The sequence below is a fragment of the Mesorhizobium sp. Primo-A genome, assembly GCF_003997175.1.
GTDB classification, from domain to species: Bacteria; Pseudomonadota; Alphaproteobacteria; order Rhizobiales; family Rhizobiaceae; genus Mesorhizobium; species Mesorhizobium ciceri.
The window spans coordinates 57,914-76,750 of record NZ_RZTG01000002.1 but is presented as its reverse complement, the minus strand read 5'-3'; the positions used below and the strand labels follow the sequence as shown (position 1 = coordinate 76,750).

General features: G+C 64.2%; 15 protein-coding genes. 8 read left to right on the top strand and 7 right to left on the bottom strand.

From position 1 onward, the window contains the following. Positions 1-9: 9 nt before the first annotated feature. Positions 10-2,169, bottom strand: a complete 2,160-nt coding sequence (locus EOC83_RS03170) for a hydantoinase/oxoprolinase family protein (protein ID WP_082826633.1) — start codon at positions 2,167-2,169, stop codon at positions 10-12. A 112-nt stretch (positions 2,170-2,281) separates the two neighbouring features. Between EOC83_RS03170 and EOC83_RS03165 the strand changes: the two genes are divergently transcribed. From EOC83_RS03165 to EOC83_RS03150, 4 genes are all read left to right on the top strand, one after another. Further along, entirely contained in the window at positions 2,282-3,061 is a 780-nt protein-coding gene (locus EOC83_RS03165) for a helix-turn-helix transcriptional regulator (RefSeq protein WP_063169873.1), read from the top strand. Between the two features lie 287 nt (positions 3,062-3,348). Next, positions 3,349-5,523: an alpha-ketoacid dehydrogenase subunit alpha/beta gene (locus tag EOC83_RS03160; RefSeq protein WP_063169872.1), complete on the top strand. Its 2,175-nt coding sequence runs from the start codon at positions 3,349-3,351 to the stop codon at positions 5,521-5,523. A gap of 88 nt (positions 5,524-5,611) precedes the next feature. Next, a complete protein-coding gene (locus EOC83_RS03155) occupies positions 5,612-7,174 on the top strand; it encodes an ABC transporter substrate-binding protein (protein WP_164747171.1) in 1,563 nt (520 codons plus the stop codon). Positions 7,175-7,293: 119 nt separating this feature from the next. After that, the gene (locus EOC83_RS03150) at positions 7,294-8,523 is read left to right on the top strand and encodes an aminotransferase class III-fold pyridoxal phosphate-dependent enzyme (RefSeq protein ID WP_082826632.1); all 1,230 of its coding nucleotides are present in this window, start codon (positions 7,294-7,296) and stop codon (positions 8,521-8,523) included. Positions 8,524-8,556: 33 nt separating this feature from the next. Here EOC83_RS03150 and EOC83_RS03145 read toward each other — a convergent pair whose 3' ends face one another. Then, a complete protein-coding gene (locus EOC83_RS03145) occupies positions 8,557-9,294 on the bottom strand; it encodes a GntR family transcriptional regulator (protein ID WP_013528131.1) in 738 nt (245 codons plus the stop codon). 131 nt (positions 9,295-9,425) lie between these two features. Here EOC83_RS03145 and otnK point away from each other — a divergent pair, with 131 nt between their 5' ends. Both otnK and EOC83_RS03135 read left to right on the top strand, forming a co-directional pair. Further along, a complete protein-coding gene (otnK, locus tag EOC83_RS03140; protein ID WP_063169871.1) occupies positions 9,426-10,778 on the top strand; it encodes a 3-oxo-tetronate kinase in 1,353 nt (450 codons plus the stop codon). Then, positions 10,778-11,416 carry a class II aldolase/adducin family protein gene (locus EOC83_RS03135; protein WP_063170446.1) on the top strand — a complete coding sequence of 213 codons (639 nt, stop codon included), beginning with the start codon at positions 10,778-10,780 and terminating at the stop codon, positions 11,414-11,416. Before otnK ends, EOC83_RS03135 begins: the two co-directional genes overlap by 1 nt. A 163-nt stretch (positions 11,417-11,579) precedes the next feature. Here the strand turns inward: EOC83_RS03135 and EOC83_RS03130 are convergent, their stop codons facing one another. The 5 genes from EOC83_RS03130 to EOC83_RS03110 are packed head-to-tail and all read right to left on the bottom strand — an operon-like array spanning position 11,580 to position 16,850. After that, positions 11,580-12,851 (bottom strand): CaiB/BaiF CoA-transferase family protein, encoded by a 1,272-nt coding sequence (locus tag EOC83_RS03130; protein WP_063170445.1) that lies wholly within the window; start codon positions 12,849-12,851, stop codon positions 11,580-11,582. A gap of 35 nt (positions 12,852-12,886) precedes the next feature. Continuing rightward, positions 12,887-13,918, bottom strand: a complete 1,032-nt coding sequence (locus EOC83_RS03125; RefSeq protein ID WP_013528135.1) for a dipeptide ABC transporter ATP-binding protein — start codon at positions 13,916-13,918, stop codon at positions 12,887-12,889. Next, complete coding sequence (locus EOC83_RS03120; RefSeq protein WP_082826631.1) at positions 13,915-14,991, bottom strand: ABC transporter ATP-binding protein; 1,077 nt, start codon at positions 14,989-14,991, stop codon at positions 13,915-13,917. Before EOC83_RS03120 ends, EOC83_RS03125 begins: the two co-directional genes overlap by 4 nt. A gap of 3 nt (positions 14,992-14,994) precedes the next feature. Further along, positions 14,995-15,840 carry an ABC transporter permease gene (locus EOC83_RS03115; RefSeq protein WP_024501859.1) on the bottom strand — a complete coding sequence of 282 codons (846 nt, stop codon included), beginning with the start codon at positions 15,838-15,840 and terminating at the stop codon, positions 14,995-14,997. Beyond that, positions 15,837-16,850: an ABC transporter permease gene (locus EOC83_RS03110; protein ID WP_063169870.1), complete on the bottom strand. Its 1,014-nt coding sequence runs from the start codon at positions 16,848-16,850 to the stop codon at positions 15,837-15,839. Before EOC83_RS03110 ends, EOC83_RS03115 begins: the two co-directional genes overlap by 4 nt. Positions 16,851-17,036: 186 nt before the next feature. On the opposite strand from EOC83_RS03110, the gene EOC83_RS03105 reads away from it, so the two are divergent. Both EOC83_RS03105 and EOC83_RS03100 read left to right on the top strand, forming a co-directional pair. Further along, positions 17,037-17,846: an IclR family transcriptional regulator gene (locus tag EOC83_RS03105; protein WP_013528139.1), complete on the top strand. Its 810-nt coding sequence runs from the start codon at positions 17,037-17,039 to the stop codon at positions 17,844-17,846. A gap of 136 nt (positions 17,847-17,982) precedes the next feature. Continuing rightward, entirely contained in the window at positions 17,983-18,735 is a 753-nt protein-coding gene (locus EOC83_RS03100) for an SDR family NAD(P)-dependent oxidoreductase (RefSeq protein WP_013528140.1), read from the top strand. Positions 18,736-18,837 lie beyond the last annotated feature (102 nt).

The following is an 18,837-nucleotide window of genomic DNA, read 5'->3' as shown; positions in this document are numbered from 1 at the left end:
GGTGCCCTCTCAAGCGTGGGTGTAGTGCAGCAGCGTCCATTCATCGACATGGACGCGGTCCTGCGGATGAACGACGAGCGTGGTGGCGGGGTGTTCGATGATGGCCGGACCGATGACTTCGTGACCGGGCTGCAGCAGGTCCATCTCGTAGAGATTGGCCTTGTGCCAGCGTCCGCCGATATAGGCCTCGCGCACGCCCTTGTGCGCGGAAGCCGGATCCGACTTGCCGAGCGGACGCTTGAGCAGCACCGGTTTGACCTTGTCGGCGGTGGCGATCAGCCCGAGTTCGGTGATGGTGAAGCCGGCCTCGCCATAGCGCGACACGCGATGATTGACCTTGGCGTAGACCGCCTCGAACTCGTCGATAACCCTGCGCATGTCGTCGGCCGAGTTGACCTCAGCCAGCGGCGCCATCACTTCGACATCCTCGAGCTGGCCGGTGTAGCGCATCATCAGGAACGGCACGGTCCTGATCTTCTCACGCGCATGGCCGTCGGCGATCATCTCGTCGACCGCGGCCTTGGTCAGGTCGTTCCAGACCGTGGTGACCTTGACGCCGAAGGCGGCCAGCGTCGCCTCATCGGCGCGTGACGGGATGTCGTGCTGCGTCGACACCGAATGCCGGCGCATGAAATCAGCCGTGGTGCAGCCGAAGGCGGAGAAGGCGGCCGCAAACTGGAAGGTGATGATGTCCTTGAAGCCGATGCCCCTGGAACAGCCGGCCAGGTGCAGCGGGCCAGAGCCGCCATAGGACAGCAGCGTGAACTCGGAGGGATGGATGCCCTGGCCCGAAATGACGCGGCGCAGCGCGTTGTTGGCGTCGGCCTCCAGCATGTCGATCATGCCTTCGGCGGCTTCCTCCAGCCCGACGCCCAGGATGTCGGAGCATTTCTCCTGGAAGGCGCGGCGGGCCTTTTCGACCTGCAGCACGACCTTGCCGCCGAGGAAATAGTGCGGGTTGAGCCGGCCGAGAATCGCATCGCAATCGGCAATGGTCGGTTCGGTGCCGCCCCTGGCGAAGCAAATCGGACCTGGATCGGAGCCGGCGCTTTCCGGTCCAAGCGAGACTTTCTTGGTCAGCGGATCGACCTTGAGGATCATGCCGGCGCCGGCACCGATCGTATCGAGGTGCAGCGTCGGCACGTTGAGCTTGAAGCGATCCATCAGCGGCTCGTTCTCGATCCGCGTCTGGCCGCGCGTGATAACGCCCATGTCGAAGGAGGTGCCGCCCATGTCCGAGCAGATCAGCGAATCATTGCCGATCAGCTTGCCGACATAGGCAGCACCGAGGATGCCGCCGATCGGGCCGGAGATCATGGTTTCATGCAGGCGCGGATGGTTGATCGAGGTCAGGCCGCCGAAGGAGAGCAGCGTCTGCACGCCATATTTGAAGCCGTATTTCTTCGAGACGTCCTCGATACCCCTAAGCTGCTTGCGGCCGCGCGAGGTGGCGTAGGCCTCGATCAGGACCGAGTTCAGCCGCGACTGCTCGCGGATGACCGGGCGGACCTCGTGGCTGGTGTAGACGATGATGTCGGCGCCGGCCTTGTCGACCTCTTCGCGGCAGATTTCCGCGATGCGCTTCTCGTGCACCGGATTGACGTGCGAGAAGATGGTCATGATGCAGATCGCTTCGACCTCGTCGGCGATCAGTTTTTTTGCGGCTGCAGAAACCTCGTGCTCATAGAGCGGCAGCACGACGTCGCCGAACTGGTCGATCCGCTCGGTGACGCCATGGGTGCGGCGGCGCGGCACCAGCGGATCGGGATGATGGTGGGTGACCGCATGCAGCCGGTCGGCGTAGGAATAATCGGCCCAGGCCTGCAGCCCGCGGCCCATCAGGATCATGTCCTCGAGGCCCTTGGTGGTGATCAGGCCGAGCCGGCGGCCGGTGCGCGACAACAGCGTGTTCAGCATGCCGGTGCCGGAATAGAGCACGACGTTGACGCCTGAAAACAATGATTCCAGCGAGATGCCCCAGGCATCCGCCGCGTCCTCGGCCGAGGCCAGAAAACCCTCGGCTTCGTTCTTCGGCGTGGTCGCCGACTTGCCGATCTTGAAGTGGCCGTCCTGATCGACAAGGATCGTGTCGGTCATGGTGCCGCCGGCGTCGATGCCGATGACGATTGGGTTGCCGACAATGGGGGCGGTGAGATTGGGTTGGGTCACGGTCGCCTCGGGATCTGGTCTAGGTTGACGCCAGGCTAGATTCATTGGATGGCCTCGCGCCATATGCCTAAAGACACAATGACGGTTGGGCTGACATCGCCGAGAAAAGGGCATGGGCATGGGCAATATCTGGGCGCCGCTCGCCAAAGCGATCGCCGCCATCGGCACGGACAGGCATGTCGACTGCCTGATCGACCTGATCGGCGCCGACATCGACCACGACCTCGTCACGGTGACGCGCTATTCGGCGACGCAGACACCCGAATTCATCAAGCACCGGCGCTTCTCGGATGAGATGGTCCGGCGCTATCTCCACAATTACTACGTGTTCGACCCGTTCTATGCCTCGTGGCGGCGCGAGCGCAGGTTGGGCATCATGCCGCTGAAACGGCTCGCCGACGACGAGGCCAAGCGCGGCCAGTACATTGCCGGCTTCCTGGCGCAGTCGGAGATCTGCGACGAGGTCGGCATCATGCTTGCCGATGGCGGCGACTGGTGCCTCGGCATCTTCCTCGACCGCTCGACCACGTCGTTCAAGGAGAGCGAGATCGCTTTGCTGGACGAGCGGTTGCCTGTATTCGAGGCGCTGCATGCGCTCGACATCAAGGCGCGCGGAACCAAATTCTCCCGCACGTCGGCGCCGACAGGCCCCGGCGCCTCGCCCCGGCAGGAGCCGACGATCCCGGCCAGTCTGTGGCCGGAGCTGTCGCTGCGCGAGCGGGAATTGGTTCAGTTGATCCTCGCCGGCCACCCGACGGCCAACATCGCCGAGCGCCTCGGCATCACCGTCGGCACGGTCAAGAACCATCGCCGGCGCATCTACGAGAAGCTCGACATCACCACCGAGCGGGAATTGTTTTTGCAGTTCTTCCAGCATCAGGCCGATCGCTAGCCGCTCGCTTACCCAGCCGATCCGCCAGCCGAATGCCTGATTTGCAGAGCCGCTCCCTCCGTGAATTGGTGCAGGGGGCTTGTCGCCGGAATGGCTCGAAAACTGGCTTCAAAATTCCTCTTGCGGAACGCCGCCGTCCCGGCTTAGTCTCGGCTTCGCACAGAAAATGAAATTTAATTCCATTTGTGCGGTGCCCGCAAGCCAGTGCAGTGCCCAGGAAAAGTGCCCGGACGCAATCGACTGAGAAAATATTTGATATATCATCTACCAGAACGGAAATAGCTGACATGGTCCAGCAGACATCGATCCAGCCATCGGCGCCCTGGTTGCGGCTCGACGTCGACGATTCGGACTGGAACGACGCCGAGGTTTCGAGCCTGGTGCGCTGGTATCAGCAGATGCTGCTCATCCGCCGTTTCGAGGAAAAAGTGCTCGATCTCGCCAATGCCGGGCTGGTGCATGGTCCGGCGCATGCCAGCATCGGACAAGAGGCGACGGCGGTCGGCGCCATGTCCGTGCTCGGTACGGGCGACCGCATCAACGGCACCCACCGCGCCCATCACCAGGTCTTGGCCAAGCTTGTCAACGCGCAGACGCCCGGCGGATTCGACCCGTTGCATGACGCTTTCAACCCGGACATGCAGGGCTCGGTGCGCGGCTTGATGGCCGAGATCATGGGCCTCAAGTCAGGCTATTGCGGCGGCCGTGGCGGCTCGATGCATATGCGCGACGATGCCTCCGGCATCCCTGGCACCAGCGCGATCATTGGCGGCAACCTGCCGCATGCGGCCGGCTATGCGCTGGCCGACAAGCTGCTCGGTACCGGCAACATCTCGGTCGCCTTTTTCGGCGACGGCACGATGATGGCGGGGCCGGCCTATGAGGCGATGAACATCGCCGCGCTCTACCGGCTGCCGGTGATCTTTTTCGCCGAAAACAATCTCTATGCCGTCTCGACGCACATCAACGAGCAGACGCGCGAGACGCGGCTGGCCTCGCGCGGACCTATGCTCGGCTTTCGCGGCATCGAATGCGACGGCATGGATGTGGTGGCGGTCCACCATGCCATGCGCGAGGCGCGCCGGGCGATCGAGGAAGACGGTGGCCCGGTGCTGGTCGAGGCGCTTTGCTACCGCTTCCTGCATCAGAGCGGCGCGCGCCCGGGTAGCGAATTCGGCTACCGCACGCGGGCCGAGGAAGACGCCTGGAAAGCGCGCGATCCGCTGGTCACGATGGCGGCTCGCCTGAAGACGATGGGCATTTTGAACGCTTCCGACCTCGGCACACTCGACCAGCGCGTCATGGAGGTGGTCAACACCGCTGCCGATTCGCTCACCGAAATGAGTGGCAACGCGCTGGGCATTCCCGACCATCTGTGGCCAGACCCAGGCGGCGTCGACAACCAGATACGCGGTGATCTTTCCGAACTGAAGGGCGAGCGTTTCCTCGAGATCGAGGATATGCCGCCAGCCGACACCAGGCCGGTCAAGTTCATGGTTGCCGCGTCCGAGGTGATTGCGCGCGCCATGGAAAAGGATTCGCGCATCATTATCATGGGCGAGGATGTGCACCGGCTGCGCGGCGGCGTTTCGGGCGCCACAAAGGGTGCGCTGGAACGCTGGCCGGAGCGTGTACTGGCAATGCCCATCGCCGAGAACGGTTTTGTCGGCGTGGCGCTGGGTGCAGCGCTTTGCGGGCTGCGGCCTATCGTCGAGATCATGTTCGGCGATTTCTGCCTGGTTGCCGCCGACCAGCTGTTCAATGCGGTCAGCAAGGTGCGCCACATGTTCGGCGGCGGCTTCCCGGTGCCGATCGTGATCCGGGTGCGCGTCTCGCCGCACACCGGCTACGGCTCGCAGCATTCGGGCGATCCGTCTGGCCTGTTCGCGCTGTTTCCCGGCTGGCGCATCGTCGCCCCGACGACGCCCTTCGACTATATCGGCCTGATGAATTCGGCGCTGAAATGCGACGATCCGGTCGTCGTCATCGAGCATGTCGAACTGTTCCCGAGCGAAGGGCCTGTGCCTGCGGATGACCGCGATTATTGCGTGCGACTCGGCAAGGCGAAAACCGTCAGGCCGGGCAGTGCCTGCACCTTGCTCACCAGTGCCAGCATGGTCGCCGTCGCCAAGCAGGTGGTCGAGGAGACCGGCGTCGATGCCGAGATCATCGATCTGCGCAGCCTCGACCCGACCGGGCTCGACTGGCCGCTGGTGGAGGCCTCGATCCGCAAGACCAACCGGGTGGCCGTCGTCGAGCAGGTGCAGCGTGGACTGTCGCTTGGCGGACGGCTGACACAAGAGATTCAGGATCGCGTGTTCGACTATCTCGATCACGAGATCCTGCATGTGACGGGAAGCCTCTCGGCTCCCGTCGTATCGGCCCCGCTCAACCGCGCCGCACTGGGCGGCGCTGATAAGCTCAAGGCCGCGCTTCAATCCCTCATTGCCGTGGGTGGATAGAGCAACGCATTGCCACAAAGATCTGACAAGAAAATGGGAGAATGAAATGGACATGACGATCCTACCAAGAGCCAAGACCAGGGCGACGATGCTGGCGGCCGTGCTGCTGGCCACCAGCGCCTTCTGGGCGCCTGCCACCTTCGCGCAGGACAGCAAGCCGCTGGTCATTGCGCGTAACATCGACCTCAATTCGCTCGATCCGCACCGCGCCTTCTGCGACACCTGCCAGATCTACAATTCCAGCGTCTACGAATCGCTGCTGACGCTGGACAAGGACAACAAGCTGATCCCGCTGCTCGCCTCGAAGTGGGAAGGCAATGCCGACCAGAGCAGCTTCACCTTCACGCTCGACCCGGCCGCCAAATTCTCGGACGGTTCGCCTGTCGAAGCCAAGGACGTCAAATGGTCCTGGGAGCGGCTGAAGAACCTCAAGGGCAGCGCCTCGTTCCTGATGGACAATGTCGCCTCGATCGAGACTCCGGACGCGCATACGGTCGTCGTCAAGATGGTCGCGCCGAGCTCCGAATTCCTCAACATCGCGGCGGCGCCCTACGCAGCGGTCGTCAACAGCAAGGTTGCTTCCGAAGCCGGCGCCAAGGCCGATGCGGACGCCTCGACGACAGACAATGCCGAGGCCTGGTTCCTGGCCCATTCGGCCGGCAGCGCGCCGTTCGTGCTGAAATCCTATGAGCCCAATTCGGAACTGCGGCTGGCGCGCAACGACAAGTACTGGCGCACGGCGCCGGCGCTGAGCGAAGTCGTCATACGCCAGACCAAGGATGCGGTGGCGCAGGCGCAGATGCTGCAGAGCGGCACCGCCGATATCGCCATGCAGATCGACCCGGACACGGCCAAGACGATGACCGGCAGCGACGTCAAGATCGAGACCGTGCCGTCCTACAACTTCATCTATGTGGCGCTGTCGCCCGGCGCCAAGGCCAACAAGGTGCCGCTGACGCCCGAAGTGCGCGAGGCCATTTCGCTCGGTCTCGACCGTCCTGCTATCCTCGACTTCACCATCGGCTCCGAGGGTCAGCTGATCAGCGCGCCGATCCCGCTCGGCTTCCCCGGCGGTTCGGGCTTCGAGGCGCAGCCCTATGACGTTGCCAAGGCAAAGGAACTTCTGGCCAAGGCCGGACACGCCGACGGCTTCGAGATGGAGGCAGCGTTCCCCGGCATGAACGTCTACGGCGTCGATCTCTCGCTCTTGATGCAGAAGGTCCAGCAGGATCTGGCCAAGATCAACATCAAGCTCGACCTGCAGCCGATCCCCTTCGCCAATTGGCGCGAGCGCGTCAATGGCGACGGCATCCCGATGACGGCGGTGTTCTACGCGCCGGACTATTACGGCACCTCGCAATACATCGACTATTTCGCAATGACGAAGGGCAGCCCTTGGTCGCGCCGTGCCGGCGCGGAGCGCGACCCGTCGGTGCTCAACCCGAAGGAAGCGGATATCTACAAGGCAGCCCTTGCGGCAAGCGGCGACGAGGCCGCCAAGCTGTGGCACCAGGCCGGCGAGGAGATGATCAAGGACAGGATCATCCTGCCGCTGATCAGCCCGAACCTGATCCTGGCCTACAAGTCGGACGTCAAGGGCGTGCGCTACAGCGCCTGCTGCAACCTGCCGCTGGCAGAACTCAGCCACTGAGCAAAACAATACGGGGAGGCGACAGTCGCCTCCCTGTTCTCCATCCCGGAAGGCCAGCAAATCCTGTTCTTCCAACATCAAATTCAATATATGATATATCAATGAGCGGAGACCTCGTCATGCCTTCCCTGATCAACTCCAAGGACCAGTTGCTGCGCGAGCGTGCGGCCTCGGTCATTCCGGGCGGCATGTGGGGACACATGGCGACGCGCTATCTCGGCTCCGCCTATCCACAATTCTTCGAACGCGCCGACGGCTGCCGGGTCTGGGACGTCGACGGGCACGAATACATCGACCTGATGTGCAGTTGGGGGCCCAACATTCTCGGCCACCATCATCAAGCAGTCGAAGAGGCTGCCGCCCGGCAGCGTCGCCTCGGCGATGCGATGAACGGCCCCGGCGAGGTATTGGTCGAACTGGCGGAGCTGCTGGTCAAGACGGTCGCGCATGCCGACTGGGCAATGCTGCAGAAGAACGGCACCGACGCCACCACGGCCTGCGTGACGATCGCGCGCGCCGGCACCGGCCGACGCAAGGTGCTGGTCGCGCGCGGCTCCTACCACGGTGCCGTGCCGTGGTGCACGCCATCGCTGGCCGGCGTCACCGCCGAGGACCGCGCCCATCTGATCCATTTCGACTACAATGACGTCGCCAGCCTCGAAGTGGCCGTCGAGCAGGCCGGCAACGATCTCGCTGCTGTCGTCGTCACTGCCTTCCGGCACGACATCGCCCGCGACCAGGAACTGCCGACCGCCGCCTTCGCCAAACGGGCGCGCGAACTCACCACCGCTGCCGATGCGGCATTGATCGTCGACGATGTGCGCGCCGGCTTCCGCATCGACCTCGCCGGCAGCTGGGAGCCGCTCGGCGTACGGCCGGACCTGTCCGCCTTCTCGAAGGCGATCGCCAATGGCTATCCGCTGGCCGCCATCGCAGGCACCGACCGGTTTCGCGAAGCCGCGACCAAGGTCTATGTGACGGGTTCTTTCTGGTACGGCGCCGTCGCAATGGCCGCGGCGATCGCTACCATCAGCACGCTGCGCGATACCGACGCCGTCACCCACATGACACAGGCCGGCGACAGGCTGCGCTCAGGCCTCGATGCTGCAGCGAAGAAGCATGGTCTTTCGCTGCGACAGACAGGTCCGGTGTCGATGCCGATGGTGCTGTTCGACGGCGATGCCGAATTCAAGCTAGCCAACGCATTCTGCTCGGCCGCCTTGCGCGAAGGCGCTTATTTCCATCCCCGGCACAACATGTTCCTGAGTGCTGCGCACACCGCAAAAGATATAGATCTCGCCCTGCAGGCTGCCGATGCGGGCATGGCCGCCGCGGCGCAGGTGGCGTGACCGGCGCCAATGCGGTGGAAAGGAACAAACTGTTCAGCCGGTGGCCGACACCAGTCGGCCGTTCTGCGCAGCGCGGCGCAGTTCCTCCGGCGTGACCGCGCCGTCGTTCAGCCGTTCGAGAACCTTGACCAGCAGGCGGCCGCCTTCGATCATGTCCTGCTGAATGCCCTTGCGCACACCGTTCTCGTCGCGCGCCCGCAGCGCTTCAAGAATGTCGAGATGCCGGTGGCGGCCGTCATAGGTCGGCCGGGCGTGAGGGTACTGGTAGTTCACCAGCGGTCCGTTGCGCAGCCAGATTCCCTCAATGATGGCCAGCAGCTCCGGCATTTGCGCCGCCTGGTAGATGGAGTGATGGAATTCCCAATTGTCGCGGACGGCTTCGAACCAGCGGCCATTGTCCTCGTTCGCAATGAGTTTCTCATGCACCGCCGCCAGACGGTCGATCTCGCGCGGCTCGATGCGCGTCGTTGCCGCGGCACCCGCCATGCCTTCGAGATGCAGCCTGATGCTGCGCAGTTCCAGATACTGAGCCAGCGACAGCTGGGCGACGGTGATCGAACGGCCGGCCTCCATCTCCAGGCCTTTTTCGCGCACCAACTGCATCAGCGCCTCGCGCACCGGCGTCTCAGACACCTGAAGGCTGGCGGCAAGGTCGCGGATCTTGAAGCGATGGCCCGGCCAGAAACGGCCTTCCATCATGGCACGGCGAAGCTCCTCATAGACACGCGTCGTCAGATTGTCGCGCGCGATCGGCGCGATAGAAGCAGTCACATCCGCTCTCCGTTCTTGCAACAGCGCAGGCGTCGCCTGCGTCGCGTGGCTTGTGTATATGATACCACGAATGGCCTGACCACCGACATGAGACAAGCCGCCCCGAAACCGGCAGACATGAGACGGGCCGCATGACCGCGTCGATGCCTTCCTTGCTGTTCGGCGCCATTGCCGACGATCTGACCGGCGGCACCGAGCTGGCGTCGATGCTGGTCGCGCGCGGCATTCCGACGGGATGCACGGTCGGGCTGGACGCGCCGATCCCATCAGGCAATCTTGCCCATGTGATCCTGCTGAAGACCCGCGTCATCGCAGCCAGCGATGCGGTGCGCCAGGTGCTGGAGGCCGCGGACCGGCTGGTCGAAGCTGGCGCGCGGCAGATCTTCTTCAAATATTGCGCCACCTTCGATTCGACGCCCGCGGGCAATATCGGTCCTTGCGCCGAAGCGCTGCTCGAGCGCCTTGGCGGCGGCGTCACACTGTTCGCCCCCGCGCTGTGTGAGACTGGGCGCACCGTCTATCAGGGGCATATGTTCGGCGGTCCCCAGCTGCTTGCTGAGTCGCCCAAGCGCTTCGATCCGCTGACGCCGATGACCGATTCCAATCTGGTTCGCGTGCTGCAGGCGCAGAGCAGGGGCAAGGTCGGGCTGGTGCCCTATCTCGTCGTCGACGCCGGCGCTGGAGCCATCCGGAGCGCTATAGGAGAGCAAAGCAGGCGCGGCGAGACGCTGCTGGTCACCGACACCATCCGCGAGCGCGATCTGGCGGCGATCGCGGAAGCCACCTTCGACCTGCCGCTGATGACCGGCAATTCCTCAGTCGCCGCGCATCTGCCACCGGCCTGGCTCACGCATGGGCTGCTGGATTCAGGCGATCTCGTTGCCGCCAGCCTGCCGGCCGTCGAAGGGCCGGCAGCGGTGCTGGCCGGCAGCGTCGCCGACCGCACCATCGAACAGCTCGAGCGTTTTGCGCAAAACAATCCACTGCTGACGATTGACCTTGCCAGCGCCTTTGCCGGCGCCGATGTCATGGCCGAAGCGCGTACCTTCGCCCAACGGCATTTGCCCGGCGCGATGATCGCCATTGCTACGACAGCGCCGCAAGCGACCGTCGAAGCGCTGCAGCAGGCGCATGGCCGCGATATGGTGGCGGCAAGGGCGGAAGAGATCCTGGCCGGGATTGCCCAGATTCTGGTGCGCGAACTCGGCGTCCGCCGGCTCGTCGTCGCCGGCGGCGAGACCGCCGGTTCGGTGGTGAAGGCGCTCGGCATCGACCGGATCGCCATGGGCGCCTATGAGGGCCCCGGACTGTCGCGCGCCATCGCTCACCTCCCCGGCCGGCCCTCCGATCCGCTGGCGCTGATGCTGAAATCGGGAAAGCTCGGCGGCCCCGATATCTTCACCGACGTTCTGCAAGACATGACACGGCCGAGCACTATTGCGCCGGCGATCGACACATGGCCACCGGCAAGGAGAGCATCGTGATGGAACTCGAAATCGAACGCACGAGCCTGATCACCACGACGCAGACGCTGGACGCCAGCGGGATGAATGTCGGCACCACCGGAAACATCAGCGTGCGCACGACAGGCGGCATGCTGATCACGCCGACGGGAATAGCCACAAGCGCCTTGCGGCCGGAGCAAATGGTGGCGATGCAGCTCGATGGATCCTGGGACGCTGCGTTCCGGCCGTCGAGCGAATGGGAGATGCACGCCGAAATCTACAAGGCGTTTCCCGAGGCCGGCGCCGTCGTGCATGCCCATCCCGACCATTGCGTGGCGCTGTCGTGCCTGCGTGAACCGCTGCCACTGTTCCACTACATGGTGGCGGGCTTCGGCGGCGATGATGTGCGCTGCTCGGACTATGCGCTTTTCGCGTCAAGCGAACTGGCCAAGGTTGCCGTCGTCGCGCTCAAGGACCGCACGGCTTGCCTGCTCGCCAATCATGGCATGATCGCCTTCGGCGGCGATCTCGACACGGCGCTCATCCGCACCATCAAGCTGGAAACCCTGGCGCGGCAGTACCTTTTGGCGCGCAGCGCCGGCACGCCGGTGCTCATCGAGGGCAGCGAGATCCCCGCCATTCGCGGGCGCTACAAGAATTACGGCCAGCAGAAGTAGCCGGCCGAGCAATTCCAGAAAAGGTGAAGCGGTTTCCCGGGAAAAGCGCATAGCGCTTTCCCCAGGGGATTGCCCCAAAACAAGGAACGGCTCTTCGCCCTGTTGAAGAACCATTCAGTCGACCTGCAAATGCGAGACGAAGGCCCGTCAAGCTCCATGAAGATCAGGCGGGGATCGGTTCGGCGGCCGGCGTATAGACGCCGATGGCGCCGGTGCCGATCAGCTGGTCGATGATCTCGGCGCTATAGCCGAGCACGTCGGCCAGCACGGCAGCTGTGTCCTGGCCCAGCATCGGCGGCGCGGTGAAGTCCGCGGTCAGCTGCGCGGCAAGTCCCTGCGCCGGGCGCACCATGGCGACGGAGCCGAGATGCGGATGCGGCAAGGTCTGGACGAGGCCACGCTCGCGCACATTGGGACTGTCGAAGACTTCCGGTATCGATTTTACCGTGCCGGCCGGCACGCTGGCGGCGGCACAGGTGGCCATCCAGTGGTCACGTGGCTTGGTCTTGAAGACGGCGGCTAGTTGCGGGATCAGCGCCTCACGGTTGGTGGCGCGCGCCCCTGCTTTGATGAAGCGCGAATCCCCAGCCAGATGTGGCAGATCAACGACCTTCTCGCACAGCGCCGCGAACTGGCGGTCATTGCCGACCGCCAGCGCAAAGCTGCCATCGGAGGCTTCGAATATCTGATAGGGAACGACCGTCGGATGGGCATTGCCGTAGCGGGCGACCTCTTGGCCGGTGTTAAGGTAACCGCTGCCGACATTGATCAGCAGGCTGAGCGCGCAGTCGATCAGCGACAGGTCGAGGAACTGGCCCTTGCCGGTCGTCGCGCGCTCGTAAAGCGCCGCCAGGATCGACTGCGTGGCGACCATGCCGCAGACGATATCGGTGATGGCGACGCCGACACGCATCGGTTCGCCATTGCTCTCGCCGGTGATGGCCATGAGGCCGCTTTCGGCCTGCATGACGAAATCATAGCCGGGCCGTCCGGCATCGGGCCCGGTCTGGCCGTAGCCGGAGATCGAACAGTAGATCAGCCGCGGATTTGACGCGCTGAGCTCCTTGAAACCGACGCCGAGCCTATCGGCGGTACCTGAGCGGAAATTCTCGACGACGATGTCGGCCTTCGCCGCCAGCTCGCGCACGATCGCCAACCCCTGCGGGCTTTTCATGTCGAGCGCGATGCTCTGCTTGCCGCGATTGGCGCAGAGATAGTAGGTCGAGACACCCTTGTAGCTCGGCACCGACCACGCCCTGGTGTCGTCGCCGCCGTCGATGTTCTCGATCTTCCAGATCTCGGCGCCGAGATCGGCAAGGCTCATCGTTGCCCACGGCCCGGCCAGCACACGCGAGAGATCGAGAACCTTGATGCCTTCGAGCGGCAAGCGCGCGGGTTCTGCCGTACCGGCATTCGCGGAATGGTCCTCAGTCACGATCAAAATTCCTTCGGGTGAATTCGGCAGGCTACTCAGACAGCCCTGAAAGTGTTGACCGGCTCCGGGAAATGGCAGGCGACCCGATGCGAACCACCGGCCGGATCGAGCGGCGGTTCGACGGCAGCGCAGATCGCCTGCGCCTTGAAGCAGCGCGTGCGGAAGCGGCAGCCGGATGGCGGGTTGAGCGGGCTCGGCACATCGCCGCTCAGCACGATGCGCTCGCGCTTGCGCTCCTTCTCGGGATTGGCGAGCGGCACCGCCGACAGCAGCGCCTGGGTGTAGGGATGCAGCGCCCTCGAATAGAGTTCGGCCGCCGGCGCGATCTCGACGATCTTGCCGAGATACATCACCGCCACCTGATGCGAGATGTGGCGCACGACGGACAGATCATGCGCGATGAACAGATAGGAGGTGCCGAAGGATTGCTGGATGTCCTTGAGCAAATTGAGCACGCCGGCCTGCACCGAAACGTCGAGGGCCGAAACCGGCTCGTCGAGGATCACCACTTGCGGATTGAGTGCCAGCGCGCGGGCAATGACGACGCGCTGGCGCTGGCCGCCGGACAGTTCGTGCGGATAGCGCTTGCCATGCTCGGGATTGAGCCGCACCAGTTCGAGCAATTCGGCGACGCGCGCGCGGCGGTCGGTCGCCGACATGTCGCTCATGCGCAGCGGCTCGGCGATGTTGTCGGCAATGCGCATGCGCGGATGCAGCGACCCGTAGGGATCCTGGAAGACGAGCTGGATGTAGCGCCGCATCAGGCGCATGTCTTCGTGATTGAGCGCGAGCAGGTTCTGGCCACGGAACCAGCTTTCGCCGCTGGTCGGCTCGATCAGCCGCATCAGGCAGCGCCCGAGGGTCGACTTGCCGCAACCGGATTCACCGACCAGACCCAGCGTTTCGCCCGGTGCTACGTCGAACGAGACATCGGCGACCGCACGGACATGGGCAACGGCACGGTCGAAGACGAGGCCGCCGCGAACCGGAAAGTCCTTGACGAGATGGCGAACAGAAAGCGCAGCCGCCGGTTTGGTTTCCGCCTGGAGTTGCTCCGCTGCGCTCATGAGGCCACGTCTCCACTGTCCAGGCTCGCCGCCGCCAGCACAGCACTGTGGAAGGGCGGCAAGGTCGTCGCGAAATGACAGGCCGAGAACCGGCCGCCGACATCGTGCAAAGGCGGGTCCTCGGTCCGGCAGCGTGCCGCGGCATAAATGCAGCGCGGATGGAAGGCGCAGCCGCCCGGCAAGCGCCCAAGTGCGGGCGGCGAACCGTCGATCGAGAACAGCCGCTCGCGGCTTTCCTCGAGGTTGGGGATCGAGGCGATCAGGCCACGCGTGTAAGGATGGCGCGGATCGGCGAACAGCTCGGATACGCCTGCCTGTTCGACGACACGGCCGGAATAGACGACCGCGACGCGGTCGGCATGGCCGGCGACGACGCCGAGATCATGGGTGATCAGCACCAGGCCGAGGCCGAGCCGTTCCTGCAGCGAGCGCAGCACGGCCAGGATCTGTGCCTGCACCGTGACATCGAGCGCCGTGGTCGGTTCGTCGGCAATCAACAGGTCAGGATCGTTGGCGACGGCCATGGCGATCACCGCGCGTTGGCGCATGCCGCCGGAGAATTCATGCGGATACTGGTTGACCCGGCGCTCCGGCTGCGGGATCGCCACCAGATGGAGCAATTCGACCGCGCGCGTCATCGCCTGTTTGCGTGTCACGCGCTGATGCAGCCTGACCGCCTCGGCAATCTGGGCGCCGACGGTCATCACCGGATTGAGCGAGGACAGCGGGTCCTGAAAAATCATGGCGATGCGCGCGCCCCTGATCTTGCGCATCTCGCGCGCCGGTTTGCCGACCAGTTCGTCGCCGTTGAAGCGGACCGAGCCGGTGACCACCGCGTTCTTTGACGTGAGGCCGAGCGCGGCGAGCATGCCGACGGACTTGCCCGAGCCGGACTCACCGACAATGCCGACCACTTCGCCCTTGGCGACGTCGAGGTCGATCCCGCGAACCGCTTCGAACTGACTGCCGGCCTTGCGGAATCCGACCCGCAGACCGCGTATGGACAGCAGCGGCTCGCGCTCGCCCACCTTGTCGACTGCGCCCGGTGGCGCTGAGGAAATCTGTGCGCTCATCGCCTAGTCCGACCTTGGATCGAGAATGTCGCGCAAGCCGTCGCCTATGAAGTTAAAGCCGAGCACGATGGTGAGGATGGCGACGCCGGGACCGAAGGCGATCCACCATTGATAGAAATGAACGGCGCCATCGGAGATCATCGAGCCCCATTCGGGTGTCGGCGGCGTGGCGCCGAGGCCGATGAAGCTGAGCGACGCGGCAAGCAGCACGACCTGGCCGAGATCCATGGTTGCGCTGATCAGCACCGGGGTCCAGCAAAGCGGCAATATGTGCGTGAACAGCACGCGCCGCGGCCTGGCGCCGGCGGCGATTGCCGCCTCGACATGCTCGCGCTCCTTCACCTCCAATACCTGCGCCCGCATCAGCCGGGCGTAGACGGGCCACCAGACGAGCACCATGGCTATGGCGGCATTGCCGAGGCCTGGTCCGAGCGACGCCGCGACGGCCATGGCCAGCAGCATCGGCGGAAAGGACAGAGTGACGTCAACAAGCCGCATGATCGCCGCGCCGGTCAATCCGCCGACGAAGCCGGAAATGGCGCCGAGCAGCGAGCCTATGATCACTGCAGAGACGACGACCAGAACCGCGATCGGCAGCGAATGCGCGGCCCCGTGCAGAGTGCGGGCCAGCACATCGCGGCCGAGTGCGTCGGTACCCAGCCAATGCGCCCAGCTTGGCGCCTGAAGCCGGCGTGCGACCATTTCGAGCGGATCGAACTGCACGACCAGGTTGGCGAATACGGTCATGAACAGCCAGAACAGGATGACGACCGTGCCGATGACCAATGGCGCGGTCAGCCATTCGGGAACCGTCGAGGAGCGGGACTTGGTGACGACGACTGCCATCAGCTCAACCTCACGCGCGGATTGGCCACGACATAGAGTATGTCGGTGATAAGGTTGGTGACCAGGAAGGCGAGACCACCGACGATGGTGACGCCGATGATCGCCGGGAAGTCGAGCGCACGCGCTGCCTCCACGGCATAGGATCCCATGCCCGGCCAGGAGAAGATGGTTTCGGTCAGCACCGCGCCGGTGATCAGATAGGCGAAGGAATAGCCGATGACGGTCAGGGTCGGCACCATGGTGTTGCGCAGCGCATGGACGATGACGACGCGGAATTCGCTCGCCCCCTTGGCGCGCGCGGTGAGCACGAACTCGCGGCTCATCACATCAAGCATGTTGGCGCGCACCAGCCGCGATATGGTGCCCGAAACCGTCCAGCCGAGGACGAAGGCCGGCAGAAGCAGGTGCCAGAGCGCGTCCTTGAGGACGGTCCAGTCGCCAGCCAGAAGCGAATCGATGGTCAGGAAGCCGGTGATGCCGGGCGGCAATGCCAAGCGGGCATCGACCCTGCCCGGCCCCGGCAACCAGTTCAGCATGACGGAGAAGATGAACAACAGGCCGAGCCCCGACCAGAACACCGGCAGCGAAGAGCCGAACAAGGCGAACAGCCGCGCGCCATGGTCGATCAGGCTGTTGCGGAAATAGGCGGCCAGCACACCAAGCACGATGCCGAGCGTGGTGCCGAAGATCATCGCGGCGAAAACCAGTTCGAGCGTTGCCGGCAAGCGGTAGAGAATGTCGGTGCCGACATTGCGCTTGGTGATGAAAGAGGTGCCAAGATCGCCGCTCAGCAGATTACCAAGATATATCATATAGCGTTCCGGCAAAGGACGATCGAGACCCCAACGCGTCTTGGCGGCGGCCACCACTTCGGGGTTGCTCATCTGCTGTTCGGCGACAATCGCGGTCAGCGGATCCCCCTTGGTCACCGTGGTGATCAGGAAGGCGATGGTGACGATGCCGAGCACCAGAAACGGCATTGCGATAAGCCGGCGCAAAATATAGCGAGACACGTGGCTACCTTCACAAGGAGGGGCTTTGTAAGATGGCACAAGGCGCTGGGACATGCCATCGACGGAAACATATTGACAGCCCGCGAAAGCCGCTGTCAATATAAATGGAATTTAATTTCATTTTTGATCGACAGTGCCGACGTCACCGGCCCGACAGGCGGACGACGACGCCAGAAAGACCTCAGCGTGCGCAAGCGAGCCACCAGGGACGAGACGGAGCTTGAAGGCGAAGGCGCACAGCTTTCGTCGTCGCTGGTGCGCGGGCTCGGCATCCTGCGCGCCTTTCGGCCGGGCGACGCCTCGCTCGGCAACCAGGACATCATTGCCCGCACCGGCCTGCCCAAAGCCACGGTGTCGCGCATCACCTATACGCTGAGCGCGCTCGGCTACCTCCTGTACGACAAGGATCTCGGCCGCTACAGCCTGGGGTCGGCTACCGTGGCGCTCGGCTATTCGGCGCTCAGTTCAAGCGCCGTCGTGCACGTCGCCCGGCCGCTGATGCAGCCGCTGGCCGATTTGACGGGGGCGGCGGTGGCGCTCGGCACGCGCGACAGCCTCAACATGGTGTATCTCGCCAATTGCCGGTCGGAGAGCCTTGTCACGCTGCGGCTCAACCCGGGCTCCTATCTGCCGATCTGGAAGACATCGATGGGGCTGGCCTATGCGGCGGCCCTTTCACCCGAGGAGCGCGTCAGCCTTGTACGGGCTTTGCAGGAGGCGGAGCCGGACAAGGCAGCGATGATCGCGGCGGCGATCGACGATGCGATCGCCCAATATGCACGCCAGGGCTATGTGACGTCGTTCGGCGCCTGGCACAGCTACATCCATGCAGTCGGCGTGCCGTTCCGCCCGCGTGACGGCTCGCCGCTGGTTGCCATCACCTGCGGCGGCATCGGCGAGATCATCACCGAGGACCGCGCGCATGCCGAGATCGGACCGGCGCTGGTGGCGATGGTGAAAGCACTGGGCGACCAACTCGAGGGAATTCCCGTGTAATCCCGGCACGGGATTGGCCCAGACGATCGGGCTGCATGCCGGCTTGAACTTGCCTGGTGGGGGCAGCACAGTCGCCGCCGATGGCATGGCGCTCGCGTTGTCAGTCCATCGGGTTCGGGTGACGGGGGGAGATCGGATGCCGATGAATTTTGCAGGACGGTTCAGCGACCGGGTGGCGGTCATCACCGGTGGCGCATCGGGCATTGGTCTGGCGGTGGCGCAGAGGATTGTCGAAGAAGGCGGACGGGTTTCGGTCTGGGATCGCGATCCCGCCCAGATCGAACAGGCCAAGGCCGTCATCCCCAGTCTTCACGGCATCGCTATCGACGTTGCCGATGCCGCAGGCGTGGAGCGCGCTGCCCGGTCAACGCTCGAAGCGCTTGGCGGTGTCGATATCCTGGTCACCAGCGCGGCGATCACCGGGCCGAACATGACGACCTGGAACTATTCGGCGGAAGATTGGCAGAAGGTCATCGACATCAACATCAACGGCGTCTTCTACTGCAACAAGGCGCTCGTGCCGCACATGCTCGAGCGCAACTATGGCCGCATCGTCAACATCGCCTCGATCGCCGGCAAGGAAGGCAATCCCAACGCCTCCGCCTACAGCACGTCCAAGGCCGCGGTGATCGGCCTGACCAAGTCGCTCGGCAAGGAACTGGCCAAGACCGGGGTGACGGTCAATTGCGTCACGCCGGCGGCCGTGCGCACCGCGATCTTCAAGCAGATGAGCCAGGAGCACATCGACTTCATGCTGTCCAAGATACCGATGGCGCGCTTTGGCGAGGTCGACGAGGTGGCGGCGCTGATCTGCTGGATCGCCTCGGAAGAGTGTTCGTTCACGACGGCCGCCGTGTTCGACGTTTCCGGCGGCCGCGCCACCTACTGAGGCAGAACGAATCTCAATTCCACGTGACGGTGCAACGGACGGAGCATGCGGGCGTATAGTTGGACGCCTCGAAGCGACAAGTCGCGACAAGGTAGCGGGAAC